The sequence below is a fragment of the Methanobrevibacter curvatus genome (assembly GCF_001639295.1).
GTDB classification, from domain to species: domain Archaea; phylum Methanobacteriota; class Methanobacteria; order Methanobacteriales; family Methanobacteriaceae; genus Methanoflexus; species Methanoflexus curvatus.
Genome location: NZ_LWMV01000191.1, coordinates 25,366 through 50,480, shown reverse-complemented (window position 1 = coordinate 50,480; position 25,115 = coordinate 25,366). Strand labels below are relative to the sequence as shown.

The following is a 25,115-nucleotide window of genomic DNA, read 5'->3' as shown; positions in this document are numbered from 1 at the left end:
GTCCTGAAAATAAAGTTTATAAGTAATGATATTTTTTAAAAGGTTTTATATTCATTTATTTTTCAATCTAAATAATTACAATATATATTTTTTTAATAATAAAATTATTAAATATTATTTTATAAGTTAAAGATAATAACAACTTATATTTATGAAATAGATTGATATTTAAATAAATCATTGATTAGAATCTTTTCTTTCAGGACTATAATTAAAAAAAATATTAGATATTTAACATGGATAAATTAAAAAAAAAAAGAAAAATAATTAAAAAAAATATTAGATATTTAACATAGCTAAATTAAAAAAAAGAAAAAAAGAATTAATAAGTATCAATTCCTTTATTAAATACTTGGGCTTGTCCATTTCTTAATATGTGGACATTATTACCAATTCTGTATCCTTCTTCTTCAGCTAATTCCCCATAGGCAACTAACATTTCTAAGTTGCCGTGAGCAGGAATAATATGCTTAGGTTTAAGCATTCTAATGAAATCTCTGTGGTCTTCGCGACCAGCATGCCCAGAAACGTGGGCATTTGAATACAACCTTGCACCATTTGAAATTAACTTCTTCTCCATAATGTGTCTATTTGCAGCATTGGTAGGGTTAGGAATAATTGGTGCAGAAATAATAACATTGTCTCCTTGGCGAATGCTAAATGGAGTTCTTCCACTAGCTATTCTAGGAAGAAGTGCATCAGTTTCACCTTGGTGTCCTGTAGTCACAAGTAAATATTCTTCTCTATTATCTTCAGCCAACATTAAAGCTTTGTTAACCATTTTTGGTCCGCCAATAACTTGGGCATTCTTAGGCAATTTAAGAATTCCTAAAGATTGTGCAATTCCACAAAATCTTTCCATAGACCGTCCTAAAAACATGATTTCCCTATGACTTTCTTTAGCAATGTCAGAAATTGTTTGAAGCCGTTCAATATGAGAAGAAAATGTAGTTATTAACATTCCTTTCTTTTCAGCCAATGGATCTTTCATTAAATCTTCTAAAATAGTTTTTGCCACTTTTTCAGAATAAGTTTTTACCTCATCGTATTGGGTGGCATTAGTAGTCTCAACAATAAGAGATAAAACTCCTTTTTTACCTAACTCTCTTAGTCTATCATAATCCGGTGGTGGAGATATTTTTTGGTGATTATCAAATTTAAAATCAAGTGCATAAACTATTATGCCATCAGGAGTATGAAGAACTGGAAAAACTGCCTGTGGTATACTGTGTGTAGATTGGACAAACTCTAAAACCACATTTTCTGAAAGTTTAACCTTACTTCCAGGATTTAAACTGTGTAATGGATTATCCACTTCAAATTTTCTCTCACCTTTAATGGTTCGCTCAATTAAAGAAATTGTGTATGGTGTAGCTATTATAGGAGCATCATACCTATGTGCAAGTTTTGCAACAGCTCCAATATGATCTAAGTGACCGTGGGAAAAAATTATTGCTTTAACTTTGCCATCTACATCTTTCATTAAGGTATCATCTGGAATTACACCCCTTTCTATTAAATCTAATGAGTGCATTCTATCAATATCCGTATCTTCATGAATACTAATTCTATCTAGATGAATACCCATATCTAATATGATTACTTCGTCGTCGACCTTAATAGCGGTCATATTTTTTCCGACTTCCTCATATCCTCCAATTGCGATTATTTCTACTGTCAAATTATTTCCTCCTTGCATATTTTTTTGTGTTAAATCCTCTTTCATTTAACCATTCTTTAGTTTCGCCTTTTATAACTAAATCTGCATTTTTTAATTCTTCAATGCTTGAGGCACCAACTAAAAACATGGCAATTTCCAAAGATTTATTAAATTTATCAATATAATTAATTATTTCATTAACCCCATTAAATGCTTCTTGCATCATGGGCAAAGCTATTCCAACTGCATCAGCCCCTAAAGCTATGGCTTTTGCAGCATCTAAGCCAGATCTTATTCCGCCTGATGAAATTACTGGAATATTGACATTTTGGCTAACTTCAACAGTACTTACTGCTGTTGGAATTCCCCAATCCCAAAATAGCTCGCCAAGATACTTATCTTTTGAACGATAAGTTTCAACTGCTGCCCAACTGGTTCCTCCAGCTCCAGCAACATCAATAAAATTCACCCCAGTATCTTCTATAGCCTTTGCATCTGTAGATGAAACACCAGTTCCTGTTTCTTTTATCATAACAGGCACATCTACGTCATTTACAATATTTTCTATAGATTGAAGGTAATTTTTAGCATTTAAGTCGCCTTCAGGTTGTATCGATTCCTGTAAAGGATTTAGATGAATAGCTAAAATATCGGCATCAAGTATTTCAATGGCTTTATTAGCATAATCTATTTGTGGAGCACCTATATTCCCAATTAATAATGTAGAAGGTGCATTTTCTCTAGCAACAGTGTAAGTATCCCTTAATTGTGGATTCTCAACAGCTGCTCTTTGACTTCCAATACCTAAAGCTATTTTTTTCTCTTCAGCTGCAATGGCTAATCTCCTATTTATTTTCAATGCAGCAGGATGACCACCAGTTATTGCCGTTATAAAAAGTGGAGACTCTAATTTTTTACCAAAAACTTTGCAAGATAAATCTATTTCTTTCTGATCTATTTCTGGTAAAGCTTTATGGATAAGTTCTATATCTTGAAAGCCCGTTCTTTTATTTTTATATTGAACATCATGATGTTTACAAATACGTAAATGTTCAAGTTTTCTATCTGAAATCATAATTTTTCCATTTTCGTGTTAAATAAATAATTTATTTATATTTCCTGCACATATTTTATTTTTCATTTAAAATGTATTTAGAATACAAATATTTATTTATCTATTTATTATATTTCCTATTTATTATACTCTTATTGTTATACATTATTATATACTCGTAGACTGTACTTATATATTAATACTTGCATTATTAATATTTGTATTATTATATCTCCTATTTATTACATTTATTTGTTATCAAAGTTCCATTAACCTCATCATCATTTAAAATATTGAATATATTATTTTTTGTATTTGCATTTATAACAAATGAATCTACTCCCTCTTTAGAAAGCTCTAACAATTCTCTTATTTTTCCAATCATTCCTCCAGTCACATCAATATTTGTAGTGGAATCAAATTGTTCTAAGTCTTTTAATGAAGAAAGACATTTAAATAATTTAGCATCACTATTTGTTTTAGGGTTCTTATTGTAAACCCCATCAACATCACTGGCTAAAATTATTTTATCGGGATTTAAATACTTTCCTAAATAAGTTATTATCTGATCTCCAGATACAACAGCCATTTTAAGAGATTTATCTATTGCAACATCGCCATACAATACTGGAACATATCCTTCATCTAAATATTTATTAACTAAATCTATATTAAAACTGTCTATTCTTTTATTATTTGTAGTTAATATAGATGATGTTTGGATAGAAACTGCAGGAATATTATTTTTAATTAAAACATTTAAAACCTGTGAATTTAATGTTTTAACAGCCAATTGAGTTTGAGAAAATCCAATTCTTTTTTTTTGGTAATTGCTTAAATTAAATTTCTCTCCAATTTTGTATTTTTTTGCTGGAGGATGACCAAAAGACCCTGCACCGTGAATTATTATGAGTTTAGAGTCATAACTTTTAAGATAATTTGATATTTCAACAGCTATTCGATTTAAGTTGTCAAAGTCTAATTTAGCAGTCAAAGAATTTTTATCAGTTATTACACTTCCACCTAATTTTAAAATAATCATTAAAGCACCAAATGAAAATTATTCACGAACCTTTGCTAAAGCACCTTTTTGAGTGATTTTAGCTATTAATGCATTATCTTCAACTTTTAAGGCATTAAAAACTTTTTCTGCATTTTTAGGAACCAAAGCTAAAATACTGCCTCCACCACCAGCCCCAGTAATTTTAGCACCGATTGCCCCATTTCCTCTTGCAGTATAAATCATTCTACTGAGTTCATAAGTATTGATTCCTAAAGAATCTAGCAATCCTTGATTTATATTCATTAATTCACCTAATTTAGAGTTATTGTCAGTCATTAAAGCATCTTTAGCTTCATCTGTAGCTTTACCAATAGTCTTTATAATTGAATCTAATATTCGTGGATGTTTATTCTTTAAAAATTTAACTGACTTAACAATTTGTCCAGTGTTACCTTTTTTATTAGTGTATCCTATAACAAAGTTTGATTTAATATCAGTGTTAAATTTAGATATTTCTTTTTCTCGAGATAAATAAACAAGCCCACCAAAAGTACTTACAGCAGTATCTAAAGGACTAGCCATTCCTTGAACACTTTGTTCAATTTTATGGGCTTCATTGGCTAAAACTCTTTTATTAAATGGGAATCCTGTGTAATTGTATAGTGCAGCTAATGTTGCAACTGTAACAGCCGCAGATGAACCTAAACCTGAACCAATAGGAATATTTAAAGACAATTTTACATCAATTGGAGTATGTTCATCATGCCATTTATTTAAAATTTCTAAAACATAACGAATTATTCCAGGCTTTCCTTTAATTAATTTATAAGTTTTTTTCCTAGTATCTAACTCTGCTTCAAAGCCTAAATCATCAGATCTAAATGTTGTAACTCCTTTAGGATTGTCTTTGATAGTAACAATAGCTCTTTTATCAACAGCAGCTGCTATTGCTGGTTGATTATATACAACTGCATGTTCTCCAAAAAGAATTGTCTTTCCAGGTGCTGACGCAACGGATTCCATAAAAATTACCTTTATTTAATTTAAATTTAATTATTTTTAATTAATATAGCTAATATTTAGTATAATTTAATTAATTATTTAACTAATTATTTAATAGATCAGCTATTTAATAGATCAGCTATTTAATAGACAGTAAATATTTAATATAATTTAATTAGTTATTTAATTATAATTTAATTAATGTCTAATTGATATTTAAATAGATTTAATATTAATTTTAATTATTTTAATTGATATTTATTTTAATTTTTCAATAATTAGAGGAATATAAATTTTACAATGCTATTTTTAGAACATTATTCAAATGTGCCAGATAAGTAAGCAACAACAGAATTGTAATCTCCTGAAACATCCCCACTATTTCCATATTTCAATAAATTAAATTTATTTGAACCTAATTTATTAGAAACAATCATTGTAACAATAATTGATCCAAATCCACATATTGAAATATTGTATTTTTCTATTAAATCTAAAATTTTCAATGGGTTAAAGTTAGCTATTTCATCAATAACCAATTTATCTAACTCGTTAGCAGAATCTCCAGAAACATAATGACTGAAATCACTACTCCCAATAATGGTAACTGATCTTTTTGTAGATTCTATTGTGTTAAATAATGCATTAGATAAAATATCAATAGATTCAAGGTTTTGAACAGACATTACAATTGGAACTATTTTAAAATCCTTTGAAAAATACTGTAAAAATGGCAAGTGAACTTCACAGCTGTGTTCTCTTAAATGTGCATAAGAATCATTTGAAATAAACTCAGATTGAGATATTAAATTTTCAGCAAATTCTTTATCTATTTCAACTTCCCCTAAAGGAGTTTCCCATAATTCTTCATCAGATACAGAAATTGGTGCATTTCCAAAACCTGTGTGGTTGGGACAAATAATAATAAATGTCTCTGGAAAGCCATTTTCAACAATGGCTGTGTAAGCATGACTTGCAATAGAACCAGAATAATAATGACCAGCATGTGGTGCAATTAAACCATAAATATTCTTTTTATTTATTCTATCCTTATTGCTATTAGTGTCATGATTGATATTATTATTATTATTATTATTATTAAATTTAGGAATATATCCTACGCCTAAACCATCTAAAAAATTATCTTCAATTGATTTAATTAAATTTTGAGGATTTTCATAATAAAATGTTCCAGCAACAGCTGCTTTCCTTTTCATTTTTTCACTATAAATATGAGTTAATTAAGATGAAAATTAATTTGAAAATTACTAAAAATTTAAAAGATTAAAATAATAATTAAAATTATAAAAATTATTAAATTTATTAAATTTATTAAATCTATTAAATTTGTTAAATCTATTAAATTTATTAAATTTGTTAAATCTATTAAATTTATTAAAACAACTCTTAAGCTATTAACACTTATTTTTAAATGCTAAAATTAGAATTGATGTTCAAAGTCTTCTGATTTGACTTCCCATTCTTCATCTTCAGTTAAAACTATTTCTTCTCTAATTTTTTTGATTTCTCTTGCCAATAACCAATAAACTAATGCAATAGCTTTTCTACCTTTATTATTAACAGGAATAGTTAAATCTACAGTACTTAAGAGGTTTTCAGTATCACATAAACCTACAATAGGCACCCCAATTTGTTTAGACTCTAATATTGCCTGAGCATCAGATCTTGGGTCAGTTACAACAATTACTTTTGGTTCTATAAATTTAGCATACTTAGGGTTTGTTAATGAACCTGGAATAAATCTACCTGGAATGGTTTTAGTTCCAATAATCTCTCCAAACTTTTTAACTGGTGCTTGACCGTACTGTCTTGTTGAAACAACCAAAATATCTTCAGGGTCATATTTTGATAAGAATTTTGCTGCTGCAAGAATTCTCTCATTGGTTTTATTAATATCTAATACATATAAACCATCTTGTCTAACTCTGTAAATGTATTTTTCCATATCATGAGTTTTTTGCTGAGTTCCAATATGTAACCCAGCAGCTAAGTACTTATCTAAGGGTATTAATAATTCTGACATATTACCTTCCTATATTCATTTATCATAAAAAAAATTTAACGTGAAATGATTTTAAACTATGATTTTTTAAAGTAAATTTATTTTAAAAAAAAACTAACTTCATAAAATACTATTTTTTAAATAAAAAATTTTCTAAATAACAGATTTTAAAATCTAAATAACTAATTTAAAAAATATCCATTTTAAAAAAAAATCTAAAAATTTAAAAGTTATTATAATTTAAAATAATCAACAGTTGATTTAAATTTAAAAATTTTTAAAAATCAAAAATAATTATTCATCATCTTCTACTTCAATACATTCTTCTGGACAGACATCCATACAAACTTCACAGACACTACATTCTTCAGGGTCAACAATAACAACTTTATCTCCCTCAAGAACTAAAACTTCCATTGGACAAGCATCTACACATTCACCACAGTCTGATCCTTCACACTTATTGTAATCTATTTCAATTTTTACCATAATATCAAACCCAAAAGGGAAAAAATTTATGAGAAATAATAATAAATTAATAAAAAATTTAATCAAATTTAGCCATTGATGGATTGGCTAGCTCTTCTTCAATTCTAATTAATTCATTTAACTTAGCTATTCTTTCTCCACCAACAGCACCAGTTTTAATTAATGGTGCGGAAAATGCTACAGCTAAATGGGCAATGGTTTCATCAGTAGTTTCACCAGAGCGATGAGAAACAATAGGAGTTATATTATTTTCTTTTGCTAATTTAACAGTTTCATAAGTGGCAGATAAAGAACCTATTTGATTAGGTTTAATAATAATACCATTTCCTGCTTTTAATTCTATTCCTTTAGCTAAAAGGTTTTTATTTGTAACAAAGCTGTCATCTCCGACAATAAGACATTTATCACCAACAGCTTTGGTTAATTGAGCAAAACCATCAAAATCTGCTTCATCAAATGGATCTTCAACATAAAACATGCCATAGGTTTCTATGATTTCTTTTACATATTCAATTTGTTCACCACTATCTCTTGAAATATTATCTTGACCATAAACATATTTTTCAACAGAAGAATCCCATAACTCAGATGCTGCTAAATCTAAGGAAGGTTTGATTGTAATTCCAATCTCATCACCAATTTCTTCACAAGCTTGATGTTGAATTTCTAATGCATCATAATTGCTGATATTAGGAACCCATCCACCTTCATCACCTTTTCCTCCAGTGAAATTTTTGTCTTTTTCTTGAATAAGCTCTTTTAAACGTTTGTGTACTGCAACATTAGCGAAAATAGCTTCTGAAATATTCTTTGCAGAAACTGGTACAACTAAAAACTCTTGTATGTCTGGAGCATGAATTCCTGCATGAGCTCCACCATTTAAAATATTTCCTAAAGGATAAGGAATTTCATTTTTAAAGTTTCCACCTAAATACCTATACAATGGAAGAGAATATGAAGATGCTGCTGCTTTTGCAACAGCCATTGATACTGCAACAGCAGTATTTCCTCCAATATTTGAATAATCATCAGTTCCATCAATTTCTTTCAAAACAGAATCAATATCTGTCAAATCTTCACTATCCATTCCAATGAGTTCAGATGAAATTAAATCTTCTACATCAGTAATCACTTCATCTACTCCACCTTGAGGAAAAGCTGCTACTTCATTAGATCCAGTACTCGCCCCACTTGGAGCTGCTACTCTTCCAAAACCGTTCCATGTAATAATATCTACTTCGACAGTGGGATTTCCTCTACTATCCAAGATTTTTCTTACACGAACATCTTCGATTATACTATCCATAAAAACACCATAAAATTAACAAATTCATTTAAACATGTTAAAATTTTTTTTATAAAAAAATGCAAATTATTAAAATAAATATTTTTTAGATTGATACTTTTTAAATTAATACTTTTTAAATTAATATTTTTTAAATTAATTTTATTCAAAATAAAAATTTTAAAATAAAAATTCTAATAATCTTATCAAAAAACTAATTAAAAAAATATCATTTAATATAATGTTGTTTTTAAAAGCTTAAGTAAAATTAAATTCAAAGAAAAAAACATTAATTAAATATACAATTGCAAATAAACTAATTAAATCATTATAACATTAAAATAATTAATTATAAAAATCAATTAGATATTAAAGCAATACTTTGAATATTAAAAATCGTTTATTGAAAAAATTTTTAAATTACTTATGCAAAAAATTAAGATTGATAACTATCTTTTTATAATTAGAGTCTAATAGAATAAAAGTTAGTGGTTGATTATTAGATTATCTAAAAATAATATAGTCTGAAATTTAAATTATAATATAGATGACATATAAGTATATTGATATATAAATGTATTAATTTATAAGTATATAAACTTAAAGATTTTAAATAAAAATATATAACTCACATCAAATTAAAATATAAATCGCATTTAAAATAAAATATAAAAATTATTCTTCTGGATGTTTTACTTCTAAAGGCAAAACATCTTCTTCTAATTCTTTTTTCGCAATATCTATTGGATCAATAGAATCAGTTATTTTAACCTTAGGTCTAGCACCTAAAGAAAGTTGTAATGCTCTTGCACCTAAAATTCTTGCTTTTTCAAATCTATTTAATTTAGTTGCCATATTATCTCCTAAGTAAAATGAATTAATTTAAAAATAAATTAAACTATAAATTAAATTATAAATTCTGTAAACTTATTCCCATGTTTCAACATGAGTAATAAACATTCTTCTACAACAATATCTCTTCAGCCCTAAATCATCTAAAATATCTTTTTTGCTTTCACCATCAGCTACTCTATTTTGATATTCCTCAAAAAATGCTGAAACTGGTTTACCGCAACTTAAACATCTAACTGGTATCATGTTAAAACTTCTTTTAATGATTGAATATTTAAAATTAAGAAAATAAAATATGAAATAAAATTTTAAAATTACATAGTAATTAAAAAAAATAAATATTAAAAAATTTAAAAAATATTAAAAAAATAAATATTGAAATTCATAATGTATAATTAAAAAAAAAAAAAAAAAATACATAATCAATATTTATAATTTTAAATTAACGGTAACTCTTTTGTTTACGAGCTCTTGCTCCAGGACCGCCGTATTTTTTAGGTTCAGAACGTCTCGGGTCTCCAACTAACATGGTTCTATCATACTGAATATATTTTTCTTTTAAATCCACATCATTGGTCCATTGAACTAAACCTTTAGCAATAACCATACGAGCAGCTTCAGCTTGACCCATAACTCCTCCGCCGATGACTTTAACATTAATATCTAAATCATCAACTATGTCACCAGCAATGGCTAAAGGTTCTTGTAATTTTAACCTTGCAAGTTCTGGAGAGTATAGTTCAATAGGAACCTTATTAATTCTAACTCTTCCTTTACCTTTTCTAACAGTTCCACGTGCAATAGCTGTTTTACGCTTACCGCTTGTATGAATAACATCTACCATAATTCCACATCCATAATATTTAAATTAAAGAAATTCTTAAAATTTAGCCCCTAAAAGCTTTGAAATTTCTCCTAATTCAATTCCTTTTTTAACATCAGAAAACTGAGCTTGAGGAACATTATTTAGCTCGACATCTTTAAATTCTTTTGGAACACCTACAAATGCTTTTAAACCTCTAAAAGCATCTTTTCCTTTAGATTTTTTAAAAGGCAACATTCCCCTTACAGTTCTTCTAAAAATTTCTTCAGGCATTCTAGGATATTTAGGTCCCATATCACGTGGATTTGAAATACTTGCTCTATCCACTCTTTGTTTATATTTTGCATAGGCCCATTCTTTATTACCTGTAAGCATTATTTTTTCAGCATTTAACACAATGATTTCTTCTCCTTCAAGAAGTTTTTTGCTAATAATACTTGCAAGTCTTCCTAAAATATGACCTTCACCATTAATAATCATTATTACACCTATATGTTAATTAATAAGATATTGAGAAATACAATAATAAAATATAATAAAATAACTTAATTTAATATTAAAATTAATTAAATATTAATAAAAAGCTTATTAAATATTATAGAATAACTTAATTAAATAGTTAAAGGCTTAATTAAATATTAAGCTTAATTAAATAGTATAAAAGTTAATTAAATCTATAATTATATGATTAAATCTCTAATAACCTATTCTAAAATTTTTATATTGTTTCCCTTTGGGTTTTCTTCCAATATTTCAGTAAGTGAAATAGTTTTTCCACCAGCATTTTCAATTTTTGTACTGGCTGATTCAGAAAATTTTAAAGCAACAACATTAACTTTATGATCTAAAACTCCATCGGATAAAACTTTTCCTGGAATTAAAACAGTTTCCCCATCAGCAGAATATCTATTTATTTTTGATAGATTAACATCAGGATAACTACGAGTAGATCTTTCTAATTTCTTAGCAACATTGATCCAAATAGCTACATCTTCACTATGGGATTTGTCTTTAAGAGTTCTTATAATTTGAACAAGATTAGGATTGGTTTTGGTATTTTTTCTTACCATTTACTTATCCTCCTTTAAAAAATGTGATAAATTTGTCTGTTTTTTGGTTTAAAACATCACAAGATCTTAATAAAATCTCTTCTGGACTAATTGAACCATCACTTTCTATAGTAAAAATAAAAGTATCATCAATAAAGTCAACATTAATAGCTGAGTTTACACTGTTGGCAATACTTTGAGAAGTTCTGACACATGTTTTACACATTGAGCAGTTTTCAAGATTTCCAAGAGTTATTTTTTTATTCTCTTTATCAAAGCTTAAAATATTTCTTGGACAAGCATCTGCTATTTCTTTAGTAACTTCCATATTTTCATTAAAAGTGATTTTAGGAAACTGTTTATATGCACATACTGTGGTTGGCATCCATTTTGCATGGTCTAACCCTTTACCAATTCTTGCAATAGCTTCCAATTCAACATTTTCGTCTTCTTTAAGTTTAAGAAGAGGTATTGTATCATAAACAGGTTTAATTTTTGAGTCTGAAGAAATTAAATCTCCAGAATATACAATAGCTGGACCTGATTTTTGAAGTGTGAAAGAAACAGTAGAATCAGAATCTAGTAACCCTTCAATAGTTTCTTTATCAGACATAATAGGAACTAAACCTAATCTGTGTGCTAAAACTTCATTAAACATTGCAGAATCATTGACATAAACATTCACTTCATCAATAGCTATTTTTGGAACTTCCATCATAGCAATTCTACGAATAGCATTAACAAATGGAACTTCAGCATTTCTAATAATGAAAACTAGCTCATCTCCATTTTTCTCTCTGACTTCAATTTCCATATTAAACCCTTCTACCCCTTTTACCTCCTGGTCTACCAGTACCATCATGAGGTATAGGAGTTATATCTTCTATTTTACCGATTTTCATTCCAGCACGAGCCAAAGCACGTATTGTAGCTTGAGCACCAGGACCTGGACTTCTTGGACCATTTCCTCCAGGAGCTCTGACTTTAATATGTAAACCAATAAAACCTTTTTCCCTAGCATCATCAGCTGCACGAGTAGCAGCTTCCATTGCAGCGAAAGGAGATGCTTCTTGTCTATCTGCACGAACAACTTTTCCACCAGACCATTGACAAATGGTTTCAGCACCAGTGATATCGGTTACAGTAATTATAGTATTGTTAAATGATGAATAAACATTAGCTATTCCCCATTTTTCATCTTTTGCCATAATAACACCTTATATAATAAAAATAATTGTAATTAAGATTTAGCATTGATAATATTATCCTGATTTCTTAGCACCAGGTTTATTAGCATTTGATTTATTGTCAGTAGCTTTATTATCATTTGACTTCTTATTATCAAATTTTCTGCCAGATCTTCTATTACTTCCTCCACGATTATCTCTTCTATCGTTTCTTCTGCCTCTGCCACCTCGTCCACGAGGTTTTTTAGATTTTTCCTCATCTTCTGGTTTTTTCAAAGCTTTTATTTTGTTGTATTCTTCAATTTGTTTAGAAACAGTTGAATTAGGATAAAAACCAATAGCATCTTCCTGTGATTTTTTAACAAAATAGCTTGGAGAATCTATTTTTTTGCCATCTAATGCAATATGTCCATGTACAACAAATACTCTTGCTTCCTTAGGAGTTCTTGAAAAGCCTTTTTGGAATACAATAGATTGTAATCTTCTTTTTAATACATCTTCAACAGTTAAATTAAGAATATCTTCTAATGGAGCACCTTCAGGTAAAATACCTAAACGATACAAGTGTCCTAATAATTCATTTTTTTCATGAACAATTTGATCTTCAGAAAAACCAAGTAAGTATCTTGCTTCCCTACTGTATTTCCTAACTAAAGTATCGGCTTTCCAAATTTCTTTTTTATTTTTTAAACCATATTTGGACATTAATTTGTTTTCTTCTTTAATCCTTTCAGCATTCCAAGGATGTGGTGGTGTATCATATTTTTTGCTTGATTTTCTTGGATGTCCCATAAAATCTCCTCATTATTAATATTACTAAATTAGCCTCTTCTACGTCTTACACCAACAGATGAACCTTTTCTAAAAGTAGATTTAGTTCTTTGTCCACGAACAGGAAGTCCAACTTCGTGTCTTCTACCTTTGTAACTTCTAGTTTTTTTCATTCTGTTTAAATCGTCTCTTAGAGTCATAGCTAAGTCTGATTCAATTAAATGAAGGGTTTCACCAGTTGTATAATCTTCACGTCTATTTAACATCCAATCAGGAATATTAACACTTTTAGGATCTTTGATAACACTTTCAATTTTTAAAATTTCATCATCAGAGAGATATCCTATTTTTTGGTTTAAATCAAGCCCCATCTCAATACCTATTGTTCTGGATAAAGATAATCCAACACCTCTAATACCAGTTAAAGCATGCTTAATTGTCTTTTTTCCATCTACATCCTTACGAGAAATACGGACTAAATGCTTAAAATCTTCTTCCATTAAATAACCTCCAAAGTTACAGAGCGAATTTTCAGATTTAAAAATTCGAATGTTAAATTCATAAAAACTATTTCAAATAATTATTCAAATATAATAAGAACAAGTAAAACCTATAAATAATATTTTGATATTAATTAATGAAATAATATGAACATAACACAGTTTTTATTAATAATAATCTTTTATTTATGCTAAAATCAATTAAATTAAAATAAGTTAGGTAATAATTAACTAATAATCAACAAATTAGAAGAATATTAAAAAATTAAATAAATACTAAAAAATTGATTTAAAAAAATAAATATTATTAAGTACAAATATTAGTCAATAAAACAAAATCAAATACAGAACTTGGACGGAAAACAGTATTTAAAATTAAAATTATTAACAACGCCGGGACTGGGATTTGAACCCAGGAGGGGAAAATCCCCACGAGATTTCCAGTCTCGCGCCTTACCAGGCTAGACTATCCCGGCTAACAAATTCTAAAATAAATAACATAAAAACATGATATATTAAAAATAGTCATATAATTATAGTACTAAAATATATACAGATTAAAGTATATAAATCTTTTGTAAAAAATTTACTAAAATAATTTTTAATTATATTAAATAGCTTATAATATTATTATAACATTGCTATAATATTATCATAATAGTTTATAATAAATTTGAAATTTTAAAAATAAAATAAAAGTAAAATAATAAAATAATAAAGTAATGAAATAATAAAGTAATAAAAAAAATGAAATAAAAAAATGAAATAATAAAAAAATTAATAAGAAATTTATTATTAAAAAATAATTGAAACAGTTATTTCCACATTATAGGGTATGACCCAGGTTTCATAAAAACTTTAGATGTATTAAAAGCTATTCCTTGTTTGTTTAAAGCAATATCTTCAAAATTTACAGAAGAAATAGCTGAAGCAACAAGTTCTCCTTTTAAAGTTTCTATAACTACTGTGTCTCCAATCCTAATATTCTCATATAAACCTACAATACCACCTATGGATAAATTAGCACCGTGACAAATAGCTTCAACAGCAGAATCTTTAATAATGACTTTTGGTAAATGCTGTGAAGCTTTTTCCATTGGCATTACAATTTTTCTAAGTTCTTCTTCACTGCCTTCATTTTTCCAGTAATAAAATGCATCAGTCAAGTCTTGTAAAGTATGTAAATTTTCTCTTTCAGAAAAGGGTCCAACAATAGCTCTTCTAAGCTCTGCCATATGTGCTCCTGCACCTAAAGCTTCACCAATGTCTCTACAGTATGTACGAACATAAGTTCCAGCTTCACAACCAATTTTAAATAAAACATCTCGTCCATTAATTTCATATATAGTTGAATAATAAATGTTTCTTACTCTCAACTCTCTTTTAACAGCAGATTTAAGTGGTGGAGTCTGATAAATCTTTCCTTGAAATTCATTAAACATTTTTTTAATGTCTTCTTCAGGTATTTCTTTATGCAAATTCATTAAACATACATACTCTTTTGGAGCAGATAACAACAATTGAATAACTCTAGTGGCTTGATTTATCCCAATAGGTAATACTCCAGTGACTTTAGGATCAAGAGTCCCTCCATGACCAATCTTTTCTACATTAAGTATTCTTTTTACCCAAGAGTCTATTTCATGAGATGTAGGTCCAGAAGGTTTATCTAAATTTATAACTCCTTTATCTAAAAAATCTTCAATTGACCTATCTTCAGGAATACATCCATAATTAGGATTTGTTTTAGATTTTGATACCACAACAATATTTTCCATAAAAACAACCATTAATAATTAAAATTATACTAACTCAAATCAAAAGGTAAAAAGCCATTAAAAAAAATAGAAATTAAAACACGATTAAAAATTAAAACACAATTAAAAATTAAATAAAATAAAAAAGATAAAAAGAAATAAAAAAAATAAAAAAATAATATGTAAAAAACAAAAATAGAACATAAAACAAATATGAAAGCAAGCTATAGAAGACGAATTAAATTTTAAACAGATAATTAAATTAATAATCTATAACTAATTAAACTTTTAATTATGACAAAAATATTTAATATTTGAAATATTATAACTTAAAATTTTTCATTAAAAGGGTTAAAAAGTCCTATTTGTTAATAAAATAAAAAATAATAATAAATTAAATATTAATATTCTTAAAACATTAAAAAAAATTATTCATCATCACTATTGCTATAATTTATACTTATTCTTCATCTAAATTATCTTCAGCTTCATCAGCATCAGTAGCCTCTTCAACTTCTACTTCATTATTCTCTTCGATTTCAGAGGTCTCGCTTGCAGAAACTTCTTCTACTTCTTCTACTTCTTCTGTTTCGTCTGCAATAGGTTCTAAATGATTAATATTACATCTTCTATTTTTAATTGAACTTCCATCAACAGATTTTACTTCAACAAAACTACTGTCAATTATATCGACAATTTCACATTTTTCTCCAGCTTCTCTACCTGCTGTCTTAATACAAACTCTTCCAATTTCAATTGCTGCCATCTATATCACCTTTAAACTTGTTAAAATTAAATTAGCAATAGCTTCAGGATTAAAACTATTGGTATTTACTATTAAATCATAGAGTTCTAAATTAGAAATATCTATGTTGTGAATCTCTTTATATCTAAGGGCTTCACTATTTTCTCGAATTAAAATTTCTTCAATAGCTAAATCATATGGCTTAGATTCTCTGTCACAAATCCTGTTTGTTCTTATATCTAAAGGAGCAGTTAACCAAACTTTTAAATCTGCATCAACGAAATGAGCAGATAACCGTCCTTCTAAAATGAGATTTTCAGATTTTTTAGCTATTTCAGATTGTCTTCTATCAATATCGATGTCTACATCGTTGTTGTCTTCAGCGAATTCAGAGAACTCTAAAATAGACATTCCAGACTCTTTTGCTAAAGTTCTAAAAATGTCTCCAGCAGATATAAATGGAATGTCTAATTTTTTAGACAAAACTTCTGAAGCAGTGGTAGTACCAGTACCTGCTAAGCCACCGATAGTTATTATCATTATGTCCTTGCCTCAGCTTTAAATAATTTTCTAGCACATTTAGAACATAAATATCCTCCAAATGGTCTATTAGGTTTCTTTTGAGATTTAGACAATTTTTTTATTTCATATGGTCTTCCTCTTGGAACACCATGTAAAAGTTGACCACATTCAGCACAAACATGCTTACTTGGTTTCTTCTTTTTATATCTGAGTACAGTTTTGCCACCAGGAGTTCTTTTAAAAGTCCTTCTATATGATCTTGATCTGAATCTATTTGCAGGCATTTTTTCACCATTAGTAATTAATTTAAAAAATTATTTTTTTAAAATTTAAATGTTTTTTATAACATTTAATATAAAGTTATTTATTGAGTAGTAAATAAAATTCATGATATACGAGATTTAAGAGAGATATAAATTATTAAATCATTATAAAAAAAATAATAAAAAAATAATAAAGTTAATAATTTAATAAAATTCATGAGAGTAAAAAAATTGATATAAATTAATATAAATTAATATGAAAAATGAATATATAAAAAATTGATATAAATCAAAAATACACATCAAAACATTCAAATGATAATCTCTAAAAACATCTATTGAAAATAAATATTAAAAGAAAATACGAAAATATACATGTGAAAATATGTAATTAAAAAAATAATTACACACCAGTTTTGATTCCTATTAGCTTTCTAAAGATTTGGGATAGTGTAAACGTGCAAAGAATATACCAACCTAGCCATCCAGCTATATAAGGAATAGTGGAACCAGCCCCATAATGGAATACTGCAATATAAACCCATTTCCAGAGAGGAACCAATAAGACATAATAAACAAGAGGAGGTAATGAAACAGCTACTTTATTTAAAACAGATTGAGTCAACCAATAAAACACAAGTAAAATTGGTACAAAAGTGACTATCATTGGTTTAAATGACATTTTCATCATTTCTGATTGTTTTTTCATAAAATCAGATTGCTCAGACTGCATTTTAGCCATTGCTTTAGCATCCCCAGATTTTTGAGCTTCTTTTAAATTATTTTGATAAACCTTCATTTCTTCTCTTAATACTTCCATTTTTTTATGATCCACTAAGTATTTATTAGCAAGTGTGGTGATTATACTAACAATAAGTGAGATGCAAGATAAAGTAATGAAAGGATTTGAAGGGTCGGGATTTAAAACTAACAGTGGAGCAAATAATTGATCCATACTATGAAAAATTACATCTAAAACCATACTTTTCCTCGTTGCTAAATACTATAAATAAACATATATTAAAAAATTAAATTATTGAAATAAATTCATTGAAATTAAATATTTATAAAATAAAATTTCAAATAATTTATAAAACTAAATGAGCTAATGAATTAAATATTTAAAATTAAATATTAAAATTAAATAATTAAAATTAAATGCTTTAAAATTAAACACTTAAAGTTTCAACCAACATTGGAACAACTTTGTCTAATTCACCATTATGATTTTCTAAAATCTTTACTGTGGCTCCAGTTAAAGTAGCATAAGCCATTGCTGTAGCTCTATTAATCTCTTGATGAAGATTAATATCAGAGGCTCGTTGAGAATCTCTATTTCTAGTTTCATCAGAAATTCTTCTTAAAATAATCTCATCAGGATCTGCCTCAACAATAATAAATGTATCAGGGTTTAACTCTTCTAAAACCCAACTAGGAAGTCCTGGTAAAAAACCTGCAGAAGTAGAAATAGTACAATGTGTGTCAACAATAACATTTTGACTAAGAGATTGTTCTTTAATTCTTGCTGCAGCAATTTTTTGAATGTCTTTTTGAATTTCTGGAGATAGTTTTCTTAAATCATCTCTGTCTTCAGCTAATCCTTCTTCTCGAGAAAGTTCAATCATGATATCTCCATAATTTAAATGGAGAAAATCAACTTCTTCTAATGCTTTTGAAAGAACAGTAGTACTTCCTGAACCTGGAATTCCAGTTAAAACAATCAATTTCAATTAAATGCCCCCTATGTGTGGAATATCGATTTACTTATTTTCCACCTAAGAATTTCCTTAACATTGGGTGTGTATCCATAAGTTGTTCTTGAGCTATTTCTTCATAGAGCTTATAGACAATACCTACAGTAAGAAGAACACCAGTTCCTCCACCAAGAGCACTTGTTAAATCAGCACCAAATGCTAAAATACCAACAAACAAACCACCAAATACAGTTAAAGCAGGAATGTATCGTTTCATTAATTTATATAATTGAGTTTTACTACTTCTAAAACCTGGAACTTGTATTCCCGAGTTATAAAGTTGATTAGATACTTCTCGAGCATTTAAACTTCCAATTTCAACCCACAAAACAGCAAAAAGAACACAAAATGCTAAATAAAATATTGCATAAACAAGAACTCTTAAAGGATCAGTCCACAATACAGATAATGTAGGCGTGGTTAAATACAATGCTAAACCACTAATAGCTCTTCCTTGAGAAACCGTTCCAAATATAGGAAGCCCAATTTTTTGGAAAACACTTGCAATAAGCGAAACATTAACCAAAAGAGCACTAGTCAAAATAACAGGCATATTACTTGCATATATAAATTTTAAAGGATATTTACCTACATTTCCTCTAATTTTACCATGGCGACGTGCGGATCCTTGAGATATTGGAATTTCAACACGAATACTCTCCCCATAAACAGCAACTAAAAATACAATTATTGTGGCGAATAATGGTAGCAAAGAAGCAGGGTTAGGTGAACCATTAACCACGGATTGTATAAAACCTGGAATCATACCTGGTAAAATACCTGGTTGAGTAACAGAAGGCACAAAATTAAATGTACCTGTAATTATTGTCTGTGAAACACCTGCAGCAATAAACAGACCTACACCACTTCCAAAGCCCCATTTTGAGATAACTTCATCAAGGAAAATAACTAAAATAGCTCCAATACTTAATTGTAAAATTAACAACATCTCAGAACCTGGAGATGGAGCTAAAACACCAGTAAAAACCATAATAGCTGATTCAAAAACTGAGAATACAATAGCTAAAACCTTTTGAGTTCCTTGAAACAAAGACTTATGTTCATGTCTAGACAAATCTAAGTTAAGGATTTTAGCCCCAACAAGAACCTGTAAAACAATTGAAGATGTAACAATTGGTCCTATGCCTAAAGTTAAAATAGAACCAAAACTACCTGCCAGTACTGCTCTTAACTGTGCAAATTGATCCACAGCACCAGGCATTAAACCGTATAGTGGTATTAACATTAAAAAGAAATATAATACCAAAATAATAGCTGTCCACTTCAATTTTTCATTAAAACTTTGCTTGTGATGAGGAGTTCTAACCTCAGGCAATAATGAAAATAATGGTTTTAACGCATCTAATATCATTTTTATCCTCTAAATAAAATCAAGTATTGAAATCAAGTAGTATAACCAAATAGTTTGTAATCAAATAATTATAATCGCATTATAATCAATTTTTGAGAAAACATTATAACTTCATATCATTTAAGCAGTTATTAAGTATATTACTCTAATTTTTATATAAAATAAAATTTAAATTATCAAATTTTTATTTAATATTAATAGATTTTTTAAGATAAATGTATATTTAAATTTATATAATAATAAAATATCTTTTTTTATACAATATAAATCTTGTTGTTATCAATATATTTTTAAAAATATTTTATATAAATATAAAATAAATAAAAAAATAAAATGAATAAAATAAATATTTAAAGTTAAAAAAATAAAAGTTAAAAAATTGGAAATTAAAAAACCAAAGTTAAAAAAAAAGGATTTAAACTTTGTTTAATTTAAATTATCTTAAATTTAATATAAGTTTAAATAACAATAGCTTCTCCACCAGCTTCTTCAATTTTCTCTTCAGCAGAGTTTGAAAAGCTTGGAGATTTTATGGTTAAAGGGTTTAAGAGTTTTCCTTTACCTAAAACTTTATTGTAACCTAACTCAGTAACATCAATAACAATAGAATTACCCTCTTTGGTGGCTTTTCCTTTGTTAATAAATTTTTCATAATTTGTATCTAAATATTCAAGATTTACTGGATTTATTTTAGTAACAATAGATTTATTTCTTTTAAATCCATGTTTACCAAATCGATCAGGATCAAATTTAACTACCCAAGTCCAATGATGTTTTTTTCCACCAGCTCGTCCTTTTCCACCTTTATGACCTGCACCTCTACGTTTTTTAGTGCATCCTCCACCATTAGAACGAGATCCTCTCAATTTAGTAATTTTACGTTTTGTTCTAATCATTATTTCACCATAATTATCATAATAAAAAAATAAAATTGAATAATAAAAGCTAAACTTTTAAAATTAAGTCATTTTTTTAACTAAATCTTTAATAAGTTCTCCTCTAAAACCTAAAGTTCCACCTTCATTAAATGAAACACGAATAGCTTCATATCCTTTTCTTGGAGGATGTAAACGGAAAACAGGTTTTAATTTAATTTCATCGTAGTCAACTTCACTTTTCAATAAAGCATTAGCTAATTCTTTAATAGAATTATAATTGGTATTTTCACTTAAATACTCATTAGTGACTTTAGATCCACCGACTAGTTCTCCTCTTTTTGAAATAATTTCAACTAAGGTTTCTTCATCAATTTCTCCCCAAGTAATATAATCTTTTGCTTTTTGAAGCATTCCATTAAGACTTGGAGTTTCATCTACTAAAACACCATGATTAAGTCTATGTAACCTTAACATTTTTAAAGTATCAGCAATGTTCTTTTTAACACCAGTGGTTCCTCTAACTCTAACAACAAAATACATGACAAACACTCTCACCTAAATTGAACAAACCCCTAATTGTTTAAGGGATTTATCACTTGCTTTTACTTTACTTAAGCCTTTTAATGCTTCAAAAACTGCATTAGCAAAATTAACAGTAGTTTGAGTTTGTCCACTAGTTTGTGACCATACATCTCCAATACCTGCAAGTGTAAGGATTTTCTTTCCTACATCTCCAACAGTTAAGCCTAAACCTGCTGGTGCTGGGATTAAAGTAACTTTTACACTACCAGTCTTACCACTGACCTTAAATGGAACAGTGTGTTCCCTACCACAAACACAACCCCAATCTCCACAACCTCTTCTAACTTTAATGATGTTATATTTTGCATCATCAACAGCTTTTCTAATAGCTGGACCAACTTCTCTTGATTTACCTTGACCTAAACCAACATAACCGTTTTTATTTCCAACAGCAACAATTACTCTAAAGTTGACTTTTCTACCAGATTTGTGCATTCTTTGAACTAAGTTGACATCCATTACTTCTTCGTCTAAATCTGGAAGTAAAGTATCAATTACTTCTAATTCCATAATTGGAAGACCTTTTTCAAAAATTTCGTCAATATCAGTAATGGTTCCATCTTTAACCATTTGTCCAACTTTTGTTTTTGGTTCCCAATCTTCTAAATCATAATTCATAATTAAACCTCTGCCTCATCAATTTTAGTTTTAATATCATTGAAATGCTTAGATAAATCAGCAGGTTGAAGACCTCTTTCAAGATATTTGGAGAATTTAGCTTTTAATTCCTCTTCATCTAAAGCATTTGCATAATTTACAATATGTTGACCACTAATTCTATCTTCCTCTGGAAGAATTGATTCATTGTGAGGTACATATAACTCTGCATCATTTGCTCCTTTTAATGCAGCATACAGTTTTGAACCTTTGGTTGAAGTTTTTAAACCTATATCTAAATTGGCTTTATCAATACCATTACTAACTGCTTTTTTACCACATAAATATCCAGTTAAATAAGCAGCACTAGTATTTTTAAAACCACCTAACCAACCATAGTTAGATAACTCCTTACTATGTGCTGAAACTATAGTTTTATCACCAATATCATTGTATTTAATAATTTGAACAGTAACATAAGAATTAGATAATCTTACAACTAATCTATAGTTATCGAAATCAACAAGTTTAATCCTAGCACCATAGTTAGTTTTTCCTTCTCTTCTACGTCTAAATGCGACTTTATATTTTGAACCTTGTGCCAAATCCATTCCCCCTCATTTTAATAAGTTATGATCCCTAGCATAAGTTTTCATGTAGGATTTACTTCTAAAGGCTCCGCCTTTAGCCATTCTATATAACTTTCTATAGGTAGTAGGATCAATTTCTTCTGCTTCACGCATAGATTTTAAATCTCTTCTTAAAGCTCTTATAGTAGTCATCCAAGCTTTTTTCTTAGGGTGTCGAGCAAATTTAGCTCCTTTAACACTACCTCTACCTTTTCTTTTTCCTTTTTTCTTTTGTTCAGCTAACTTTTTTGATCTAAAACTACTAATCCCTTGCTGAGGTTTAGCTTTAATAATGTTTTGACCAATTAAGTCTTTGATATTTTCTCTTGAGATTGCTCTTGAAACTTCTTCGTTACGTTTTGGATTTATCCAAACACGGTTTTCTCCCACTTTTAGAATGCTTGCAGCCAATCTCTTTTGAGTTTTAAGATTCATTGAAAACCTCCAATTTACTAAAACTTATATTTTTGAGTATTAAGTTAAATATTAATATTAATTTAAATATCGATACTAAATAAATAATGATATTAAATAATAATATTAAATAATAATATTAAATAATGATATTAAATAATGATATTAAATAATGTTTAAATATCGATATTAACTATTTAGATATTATTAGAATAACTAAATATAAGACATTAAATAAAAAACTTAAAATTATATTATGATAATGAAAATTATTTATTTAAAATTTTAATTCCTAATTCATTTGCTTTTTCTAACAATTGAATTTTTTTCTTTAAACCAATACTGGCAGAAATTCTTCCTGCCTCAGAAGAAGGATCTAATTCAACTAAATCTTTAAGATTGTAAATTAAAACATCCTTATAACCTGATGGATGGAGTCCTCGTAAGTTTTTAGGAGAACCATATCCTATAGAAGGCATTGCAGGCTTACCTGCTTCATATCTTCTCATTTTACTGGTCTTACCTCTTGGTCTTCTCCACTTAATACCTAATTTTTTGTATCTGGCATATTCTTGTCTTTTAAATTTTTTTTGCATAATATCACCAAACCATTATTCCTTACTGACAAGATATATTCCATCCTGAAATACTCTTGGATCTCTTCCTTTAATTTTAGTTGCTTGCTCTAAATTAGCCATTGTTTGACCAACATCTTCCTTGTTAATTCCAGTAACAGTAACATCATCACCTTTAACATTTACTTCAGCACCACCAGCTATTTTAGCAGTTCTTGGATGACGCTCACCAAGGAAATTATCGATAACAACTTTATCACCATTTACTTTCACAGTCATTGGAAAGTGAGCAAATACTATCTTCATTCTATAGGTAAAACCATCAGTAACCCCAGTAATCATATTATTTATATGGGCACGTGTGGTACCAATCATAGATTTATCCTTTTTCTTAGGAAAGGAAGTTTTTAAGGTTAACTTATCATTTTCTTTCTTAAAGGAAACATTAGGATAAGTGAACTTTCTAGAGATTTCACCTTTAGGACCTTTTACCTCAAGTTCCTCACCAATATTTATTTCAACATCAGCAGGAATTTCTATTTCTTCTGTAAAACTAGCAGCTAATACCATAAAAACACCTAATACATATAAGCCAACAAACGTCCGCCAATTTCTTTTTCTTTTGCTTCTAAATGAGTCATTATTCCCTCAGGAGTAGTGACAATTAAAATACCAAAATTCTTTGCAGGCAAATATCTTTGTTCAAACTTCTCAAATTCATCTTTTTTTACTGAATGACGAGGTTTAATAACACCACATTGATTAATATTACCTTCTAATTCAACTATGAATTTTCCAGCTCTCCCGTCATCAACAAATTCAAATTCTCCAATATAATTCTCTTTTTGCATTGTACTTAAAACATGACCAATTAACCTTGAAGCAGGTGAAATAGAACATTTATTATTTACCTGTAATTCATTGTTACGGATATTAGTTAAAGCATCTGCAAGAGGGTCCATAAGAGTCATAAATACACCTCTATAAATAAATACATAAAATTTCAATTAAATTCATTAAAATTAAAAAAATTGGTAATATAAAACTTAGTTAATAATTGTTTAAACTAAACTGATTAATATTAAACCTGATTAATATTAAACATGATTAATGTAAACCTGATTAATATTAAATTTGATTAATTTAAAAACTGTTTAATATTTAATAGTATTAAAAATTAATTAATTATATTTTTTAAATCCAATTTTTGGGGCAACTTCCCTAAAACACTGTCTACATAAATTAAGACCATATCTTCTAATCATGGCAGAATGATCTCCACATCTTTCACATTTTCTTGCAGCTTTTCCATATTTTCTTGGCAAAATA

Annotated in this window: 32 protein-coding genes, 1 tRNA gene and 2 pseudogenes; all 35 read right to left on the bottom strand. The window is 28.0% G+C overall.

The window, feature by feature from the left end:
- Positions 1-322: 322 nt before the first annotated feature.
- On the bottom strand, positions 323-1,681 hold the full coding sequence (locus tag MBCUR_RS07550; protein WP_067092188.1) for an RNase J family beta-CASP ribonuclease: 1,359 nt from the start codon (positions 1,679-1,681) through the stop codon (positions 323-325).
- Position 1,682: 1 nt separating this feature from the next.
- Entirely contained in the window at positions 1,683-2,735 is a 1,053-nt protein-coding gene (fni, locus tag MBCUR_RS07545) for a type 2 isopentenyl-diphosphate Delta-isomerase (protein ID WP_067092177.1), read from the bottom strand.
- Between the two features lie 214 nt (positions 2,736-2,949).
- Positions 2,950-3,756: an isopentenyl phosphate kinase gene (locus tag MBCUR_RS07540; RefSeq protein ID WP_067092175.1), complete on the bottom strand. Its 807-nt coding sequence runs from the start codon at positions 3,754-3,756 to the stop codon at positions 2,950-2,952.
- Positions 3,757-3,774: 18 nt separating this feature from the next.
- The gene (gene mvk, locus MBCUR_RS07535; RefSeq protein ID WP_067092173.1) at positions 3,775-4,740 is read right to left on the bottom strand and encodes a mevalonate kinase; all 966 of its coding nucleotides are present in this window, start codon (positions 4,738-4,740) and stop codon (positions 3,775-3,777) included.
- Positions 4,741-5,036: 296 nt separating this feature from the next.
- Positions 5,037-5,936: an AmmeMemoRadiSam system protein B gene (gene amrB, locus MBCUR_RS07530; protein ID WP_067092171.1), complete on the bottom strand. Its 900-nt coding sequence runs from the start codon at positions 5,934-5,936 to the stop codon at positions 5,037-5,039.
- Between the two features lie 224 nt (positions 5,937-6,160).
- Positions 6,161-6,763: a 30S ribosomal protein S2 gene (rpsB, locus tag MBCUR_RS07525; RefSeq protein WP_067092169.1), complete on the bottom strand. Its 603-nt coding sequence runs from the start codon at positions 6,761-6,763 to the stop codon at positions 6,161-6,163.
- 273 nt (positions 6,764-7,036) lie between these two features.
- Positions 7,037-7,231 carry a 4Fe-4S binding protein gene (locus MBCUR_RS07520; RefSeq protein ID WP_067092186.1) on the bottom strand — a complete coding sequence of 65 codons (195 nt, stop codon included), beginning with the start codon at positions 7,229-7,231 and terminating at the stop codon, positions 7,037-7,039.
- Positions 7,232-7,289: 58 nt separating this feature from the next.
- Positions 7,290-8,537 (bottom strand): phosphopyruvate hydratase, encoded by a 1,248-nt coding sequence (eno, locus tag MBCUR_RS07515; RefSeq protein WP_067092167.1) that lies wholly within the window; start codon positions 8,535-8,537, stop codon positions 7,290-7,292.
- 654 nt (positions 8,538-9,191) lie between these two features.
- Positions 9,192-9,371: a DNA-directed RNA polymerase subunit K gene (locus MBCUR_RS07510; protein ID WP_067092165.1), complete on the bottom strand. Its 180-nt coding sequence runs from the start codon at positions 9,369-9,371 to the stop codon at positions 9,192-9,194.
- 72 nt (positions 9,372-9,443) lie between these two features.
- Positions 9,444-9,614 (bottom strand): DNA-directed RNA polymerase subunit N, encoded by a 171-nt coding sequence (locus tag MBCUR_RS07505; protein ID WP_067092163.1) that lies wholly within the window; start codon positions 9,612-9,614, stop codon positions 9,444-9,446.
- Between the two features lie 196 nt (positions 9,615-9,810).
- Entirely contained in the window at positions 9,811-10,212 is a 402-nt protein-coding gene (locus MBCUR_RS07500) for a 30S ribosomal protein S9 (RefSeq protein WP_067092161.1), read from the bottom strand.
- A gap of 36 nt (positions 10,213-10,248) precedes the next feature.
- On the bottom strand, positions 10,249-10,671 hold the full coding sequence (locus MBCUR_RS07495; RefSeq protein WP_084269616.1) for a 50S ribosomal protein L13: 423 nt from the start codon (positions 10,669-10,671) through the stop codon (positions 10,249-10,251).
- A 224-nt stretch (positions 10,672-10,895) separates the two neighbouring features.
- Positions 10,896-11,261: a 50S ribosomal protein L18e gene (locus tag MBCUR_RS07490; protein ID WP_067092157.1), complete on the bottom strand. Its 366-nt coding sequence runs from the start codon at positions 11,259-11,261 to the stop codon at positions 10,896-10,898.
- A 4-nt stretch (positions 11,262-11,265) separates the two neighbouring features.
- Entirely contained in the window at positions 11,266-12,054 is a 789-nt protein-coding gene (locus MBCUR_RS07485) for a DNA-directed RNA polymerase subunit D (protein WP_067092155.1), read from the bottom strand.
- A 1-nt stretch (position 12,055) separates the two neighbouring features.
- Positions 12,056-12,448, bottom strand: a complete 393-nt coding sequence (locus tag MBCUR_RS07480) for a 30S ribosomal protein S11 (RefSeq protein WP_067092153.1) — start codon at positions 12,446-12,448, stop codon at positions 12,056-12,058.
- A gap of 264 nt (positions 12,449-12,712) precedes the next feature.
- A pseudogene (locus MBCUR_RS07475) lies at positions 12,713-13,219 on the bottom strand (30S ribosomal protein S4); the annotation flags it as partial.
- A 29-nt stretch (positions 13,220-13,248) separates the two neighbouring features.
- On the bottom strand, positions 13,249-13,698 hold the full coding sequence (locus MBCUR_RS07470) for a 30S ribosomal protein S13 (protein ID WP_067092151.1): 450 nt from the start codon (positions 13,696-13,698) through the stop codon (positions 13,249-13,251).
- 307 nt (positions 13,699-14,005) lie between these two features.
- Complete coding sequence (locus MBCUR_RS10960; protein WP_281190565.1) at positions 14,006-14,131, bottom strand: hypothetical protein; 126 nt, start codon at positions 14,129-14,131, stop codon at positions 14,006-14,008.
- Positions 14,090-14,174, bottom strand: a tRNA-Ser gene (locus MBCUR_RS07465). The genes MBCUR_RS10960 and MBCUR_RS07465 overlap by 42 nt, the downstream gene beginning before the upstream one ends.
- 339 nt (positions 14,175-14,513) lie before the next feature.
- On the bottom strand, positions 14,514-15,476 hold the full coding sequence (locus MBCUR_RS07460) for an RNA-guided pseudouridylation complex pseudouridine synthase subunit Cbf5 (RefSeq protein WP_067092149.1): 963 nt from the start codon (positions 15,474-15,476) through the stop codon (positions 14,514-14,516).
- Between the two features lie 538 nt (positions 15,477-16,014).
- Positions 16,015-16,221, bottom strand: a pseudogene (locus MBCUR_RS10405) (KOW motif-containing protein); the annotation flags it as partial.
- Positions 16,222-16,740 carry a (d)CMP kinase gene (cmk, locus tag MBCUR_RS07450; protein ID WP_067092145.1) on the bottom strand — a complete coding sequence of 173 codons (519 nt, stop codon included), beginning with the start codon at positions 16,738-16,740 and terminating at the stop codon, positions 16,222-16,224. It lies immediately after the preceding pseudogene.
- Positions 16,740-17,006, bottom strand: coding sequence for a 50S ribosomal protein L34e (locus MBCUR_RS07445; protein WP_067092143.1), 267 nt, complete (start codon positions 17,004-17,006; stop codon positions 16,740-16,742). The genes cmk and MBCUR_RS07445 overlap by 1 nt, the downstream gene beginning before the upstream one ends.
- Positions 17,007-17,388: 382 nt before the next feature.
- Positions 17,389-17,967 carry a DUF106 domain-containing protein gene (locus MBCUR_RS07440; RefSeq protein WP_067092141.1) on the bottom strand — a complete coding sequence of 193 codons (579 nt, stop codon included), beginning with the start codon at positions 17,965-17,967 and terminating at the stop codon, positions 17,389-17,391.
- A 187-nt stretch (positions 17,968-18,154) separates the two neighbouring features.
- The gene (locus MBCUR_RS07435; RefSeq protein ID WP_067092139.1) at positions 18,155-18,715 is read right to left on the bottom strand and encodes an adenylate kinase; all 561 of its coding nucleotides are present in this window, start codon (positions 18,713-18,715) and stop codon (positions 18,155-18,157) included.
- A gap of 34 nt (positions 18,716-18,749) precedes the next feature.
- On the bottom strand, positions 18,750-20,111 hold the full coding sequence (gene secY / locus MBCUR_RS07430; RefSeq protein ID WP_067092137.1) for a preprotein translocase subunit SecY: 1,362 nt from the start codon (positions 20,109-20,111) through the stop codon (positions 18,750-18,752).
- Positions 20,112-20,569: 458 nt separating this feature from the next.
- A complete protein-coding gene (locus MBCUR_RS07425; protein WP_067092136.1) occupies positions 20,570-21,007 on the bottom strand; it encodes an uL15 family ribosomal protein in 438 nt (145 codons plus the stop codon).
- Between the two features lie 63 nt (positions 21,008-21,070).
- Positions 21,071-21,529 carry a 50S ribosomal protein L30 gene (locus tag MBCUR_RS07420; RefSeq protein ID WP_067092134.1) on the bottom strand — a complete coding sequence of 153 codons (459 nt, stop codon included), beginning with the start codon at positions 21,527-21,529 and terminating at the stop codon, positions 21,071-21,073.
- A gap of 15 nt (positions 21,530-21,544) precedes the next feature.
- Complete coding sequence (rpsE, locus tag MBCUR_RS07415) at positions 21,545-22,189, bottom strand: 30S ribosomal protein S5 (protein WP_067092132.1); 645 nt, start codon at positions 22,187-22,189, stop codon at positions 21,545-21,547.
- Positions 22,190-22,191: 2 nt separating this feature from the next.
- Positions 22,192-22,773 (bottom strand): 50S ribosomal protein L18, encoded by a 582-nt coding sequence (locus MBCUR_RS07410; RefSeq protein WP_067092184.1) that lies wholly within the window; start codon positions 22,771-22,773, stop codon positions 22,192-22,194.
- Positions 22,774-22,785: 12 nt separating this feature from the next.
- Positions 22,786-23,232, bottom strand: coding sequence for a 50S ribosomal protein L19e (locus MBCUR_RS07405; protein WP_067092130.1), 447 nt, complete (start codon positions 23,230-23,232; stop codon positions 22,786-22,788).
- Positions 23,233-23,480: 248 nt separating this feature from the next.
- The gene (locus tag MBCUR_RS07400) at positions 23,481-23,807 is read right to left on the bottom strand and encodes a 50S ribosomal protein L32e (protein WP_067092128.1); all 327 of its coding nucleotides are present in this window, start codon (positions 23,805-23,807) and stop codon (positions 23,481-23,483) included.
- 15 nt (positions 23,808-23,822) lie between these two features.
- A complete protein-coding gene (locus tag MBCUR_RS07395) occupies positions 23,823-24,356 on the bottom strand; it encodes a 50S ribosomal protein L6 (protein ID WP_067092126.1) in 534 nt (177 codons plus the stop codon).
- An 8-nt stretch (positions 24,357-24,364) separates the two neighbouring features.
- Positions 24,365-24,757, bottom strand: coding sequence for a 30S ribosomal protein S8 (locus tag MBCUR_RS07390; RefSeq protein ID WP_067092124.1), 393 nt, complete (start codon positions 24,755-24,757; stop codon positions 24,365-24,367).
- 210 nt (positions 24,758-24,967) lie between these two features.
- The gene (locus tag MBCUR_RS07385) at positions 24,968-25,111 is read right to left on the bottom strand and encodes a 30S ribosomal protein S14 (protein WP_067092122.1); all 144 of its coding nucleotides are present in this window, start codon (positions 25,109-25,111) and stop codon (positions 24,968-24,970) included.
- Positions 25,112-25,115: the final 4 nt, after the last annotated feature.

Coding starts and splice junctions, on each gene's coding strand:
- MBCUR_RS07420 (WP_067092134.1), bottom strand. CDS start 21,529: ATGTATTTTGTTGTTAGAGTTAGAGGAACCACTGGTGTTAAAAAGAAC.
- MBCUR_RS07460 (WP_067092149.1), bottom strand. CDS start 15,476: ATGGAAAATATTGTTGTGGTATCAAAATCTAAAACAAATCCTAATTAT.
- secY (WP_067092137.1), bottom strand. CDS start 20,111: ATGATATTAGATGCGTTAAAACCATTATTTTCATTATTGCCTGAGGTT.
- MBCUR_RS07470 (WP_067092151.1), bottom strand. CDS start 13,698: ATGGAAGAAGATTTTAAGCATTTAGTCCGTATTTCTCGTAAGGATGTA.
- MBCUR_RS07505 (WP_067092163.1), bottom strand. CDS start 9,614: ATGATACCAGTTAGATGTTTAAGTTGCGGTAAACCAGTTTCAGCATTT.
- MBCUR_RS07400 (WP_067092128.1), bottom strand. CDS start 23,807: ATGCAAAAAAAATTTAAAAGACAAGAATATGCCAGATACAAAAAATTA.
- rpsE (WP_067092132.1), bottom strand. CDS start 22,189: ATGAATTATGATTTAGAAGATTGGGAACCAAAAACAAAAGTTGGACAA.
- MBCUR_RS07445 (WP_067092143.1), bottom strand. CDS start 17,006: ATGCCTGCAAATAGATTCAGATCAAGATCATATAGAAGGACTTTTAAA.
- MBCUR_RS07495 (WP_084269616.1), bottom strand. CDS start 10,671: ATGATTATTAATGGTGAAGGTCATATTTTAGGAAGACTTGCAAGTATT.
- amrB (WP_067092171.1), bottom strand. CDS start 5,936: ATGAAAAGGAAAGCAGCTGTTGCTGGAACATTTTATTATGAAAATCCT.
- fni (WP_067092177.1), bottom strand. CDS start 2,735: ATGATTTCAGATAGAAAACTTGAACATTTACGTATTTGTAAACATCAT.
- MBCUR_RS07500 (WP_067092161.1), bottom strand. CDS start 10,212: ATGGTAGATGTTATTCATACAAGCGGTAAGCGTAAAACAGCTATTGCA.
- MBCUR_RS07490 (WP_067092157.1), bottom strand. CDS start 11,261: ATGGTAAGAAAAAATACCAAAACCAATCCTAATCTTGTTCAAATTATA.
- cmk (WP_067092145.1), bottom strand. CDS start 16,740: ATGATAATAACTATCGGTGGCTTAGCAGGTACTGGTACTACCACTGCT.
- rpsB (WP_067092169.1), bottom strand. CDS start 6,763: ATGTCAGAATTATTAATACCCTTAGATAAGTACTTAGCTGCTGGGTTA.
- MBCUR_RS07540 (WP_067092175.1), bottom strand. CDS start 3,756: ATGATTATTTTAAAATTAGGTGGAAGTGTAATAACTGATAAAAATTCT.
- MBCUR_RS07510 (WP_067092165.1), bottom strand. CDS start 9,371: ATGGCAACTAAATTAAATAGATTTGAAAAAGCAAGAATTTTAGGTGCA.
- MBCUR_RS07390 (WP_067092124.1), bottom strand. CDS start 24,757: ATGACTCTTATGGACCCTCTTGCAGATGCTTTAACTAATATCCGTAAC.
- MBCUR_RS07425 (WP_067092136.1), bottom strand. CDS start 21,007: ATGATTAGAACAAAACGTAAAATTACTAAATTGAGAGGATCTCGTTCT.
- MBCUR_RS07485 (WP_067092155.1), bottom strand. CDS start 12,054: ATGGAAATTGAAGTCAGAGAGAAAAATGGAGATGAGCTAGTTTTCATT.
- eno (WP_067092167.1), bottom strand. CDS start 8,537: ATGGATAGTATAATCGAAGATGTTCGTGTAAGAAAAATCTTGGATAGT.
- MBCUR_RS07440 (WP_067092141.1), bottom strand. CDS start 17,967: ATGGTTTTAGATGTAATTTTTCATAGTATGGATCAATTATTTGCTCCA.
- MBCUR_RS07520 (WP_067092186.1), bottom strand. CDS start 7,231: ATGGTAAAAATTGAAATAGATTACAATAAGTGTGAAGGATCAGACTGT.
- MBCUR_RS07395 (WP_067092126.1), bottom strand. CDS start 24,356: ATGGTATTAGCTGCTAGTTTTACAGAAGAAATAGAAATTCCTGCTGAT.
- mvk (WP_067092173.1), bottom strand. CDS start 4,740: ATGGAATCCGTTGCGTCAGCACCTGGAAAGACAATTCTTTTTGGAGAA.
- MBCUR_RS07405 (WP_067092130.1), bottom strand. CDS start 23,232: ATGAATCTTAAAACTCAAAAGAGATTGGCTGCAAGCATTCTAAAAGTG.
- MBCUR_RS07480 (WP_067092153.1), bottom strand. CDS start 12,448: ATGGCAAAAGATGAAAAATGGGGAATAGCTAATGTTTATTCATCATTT.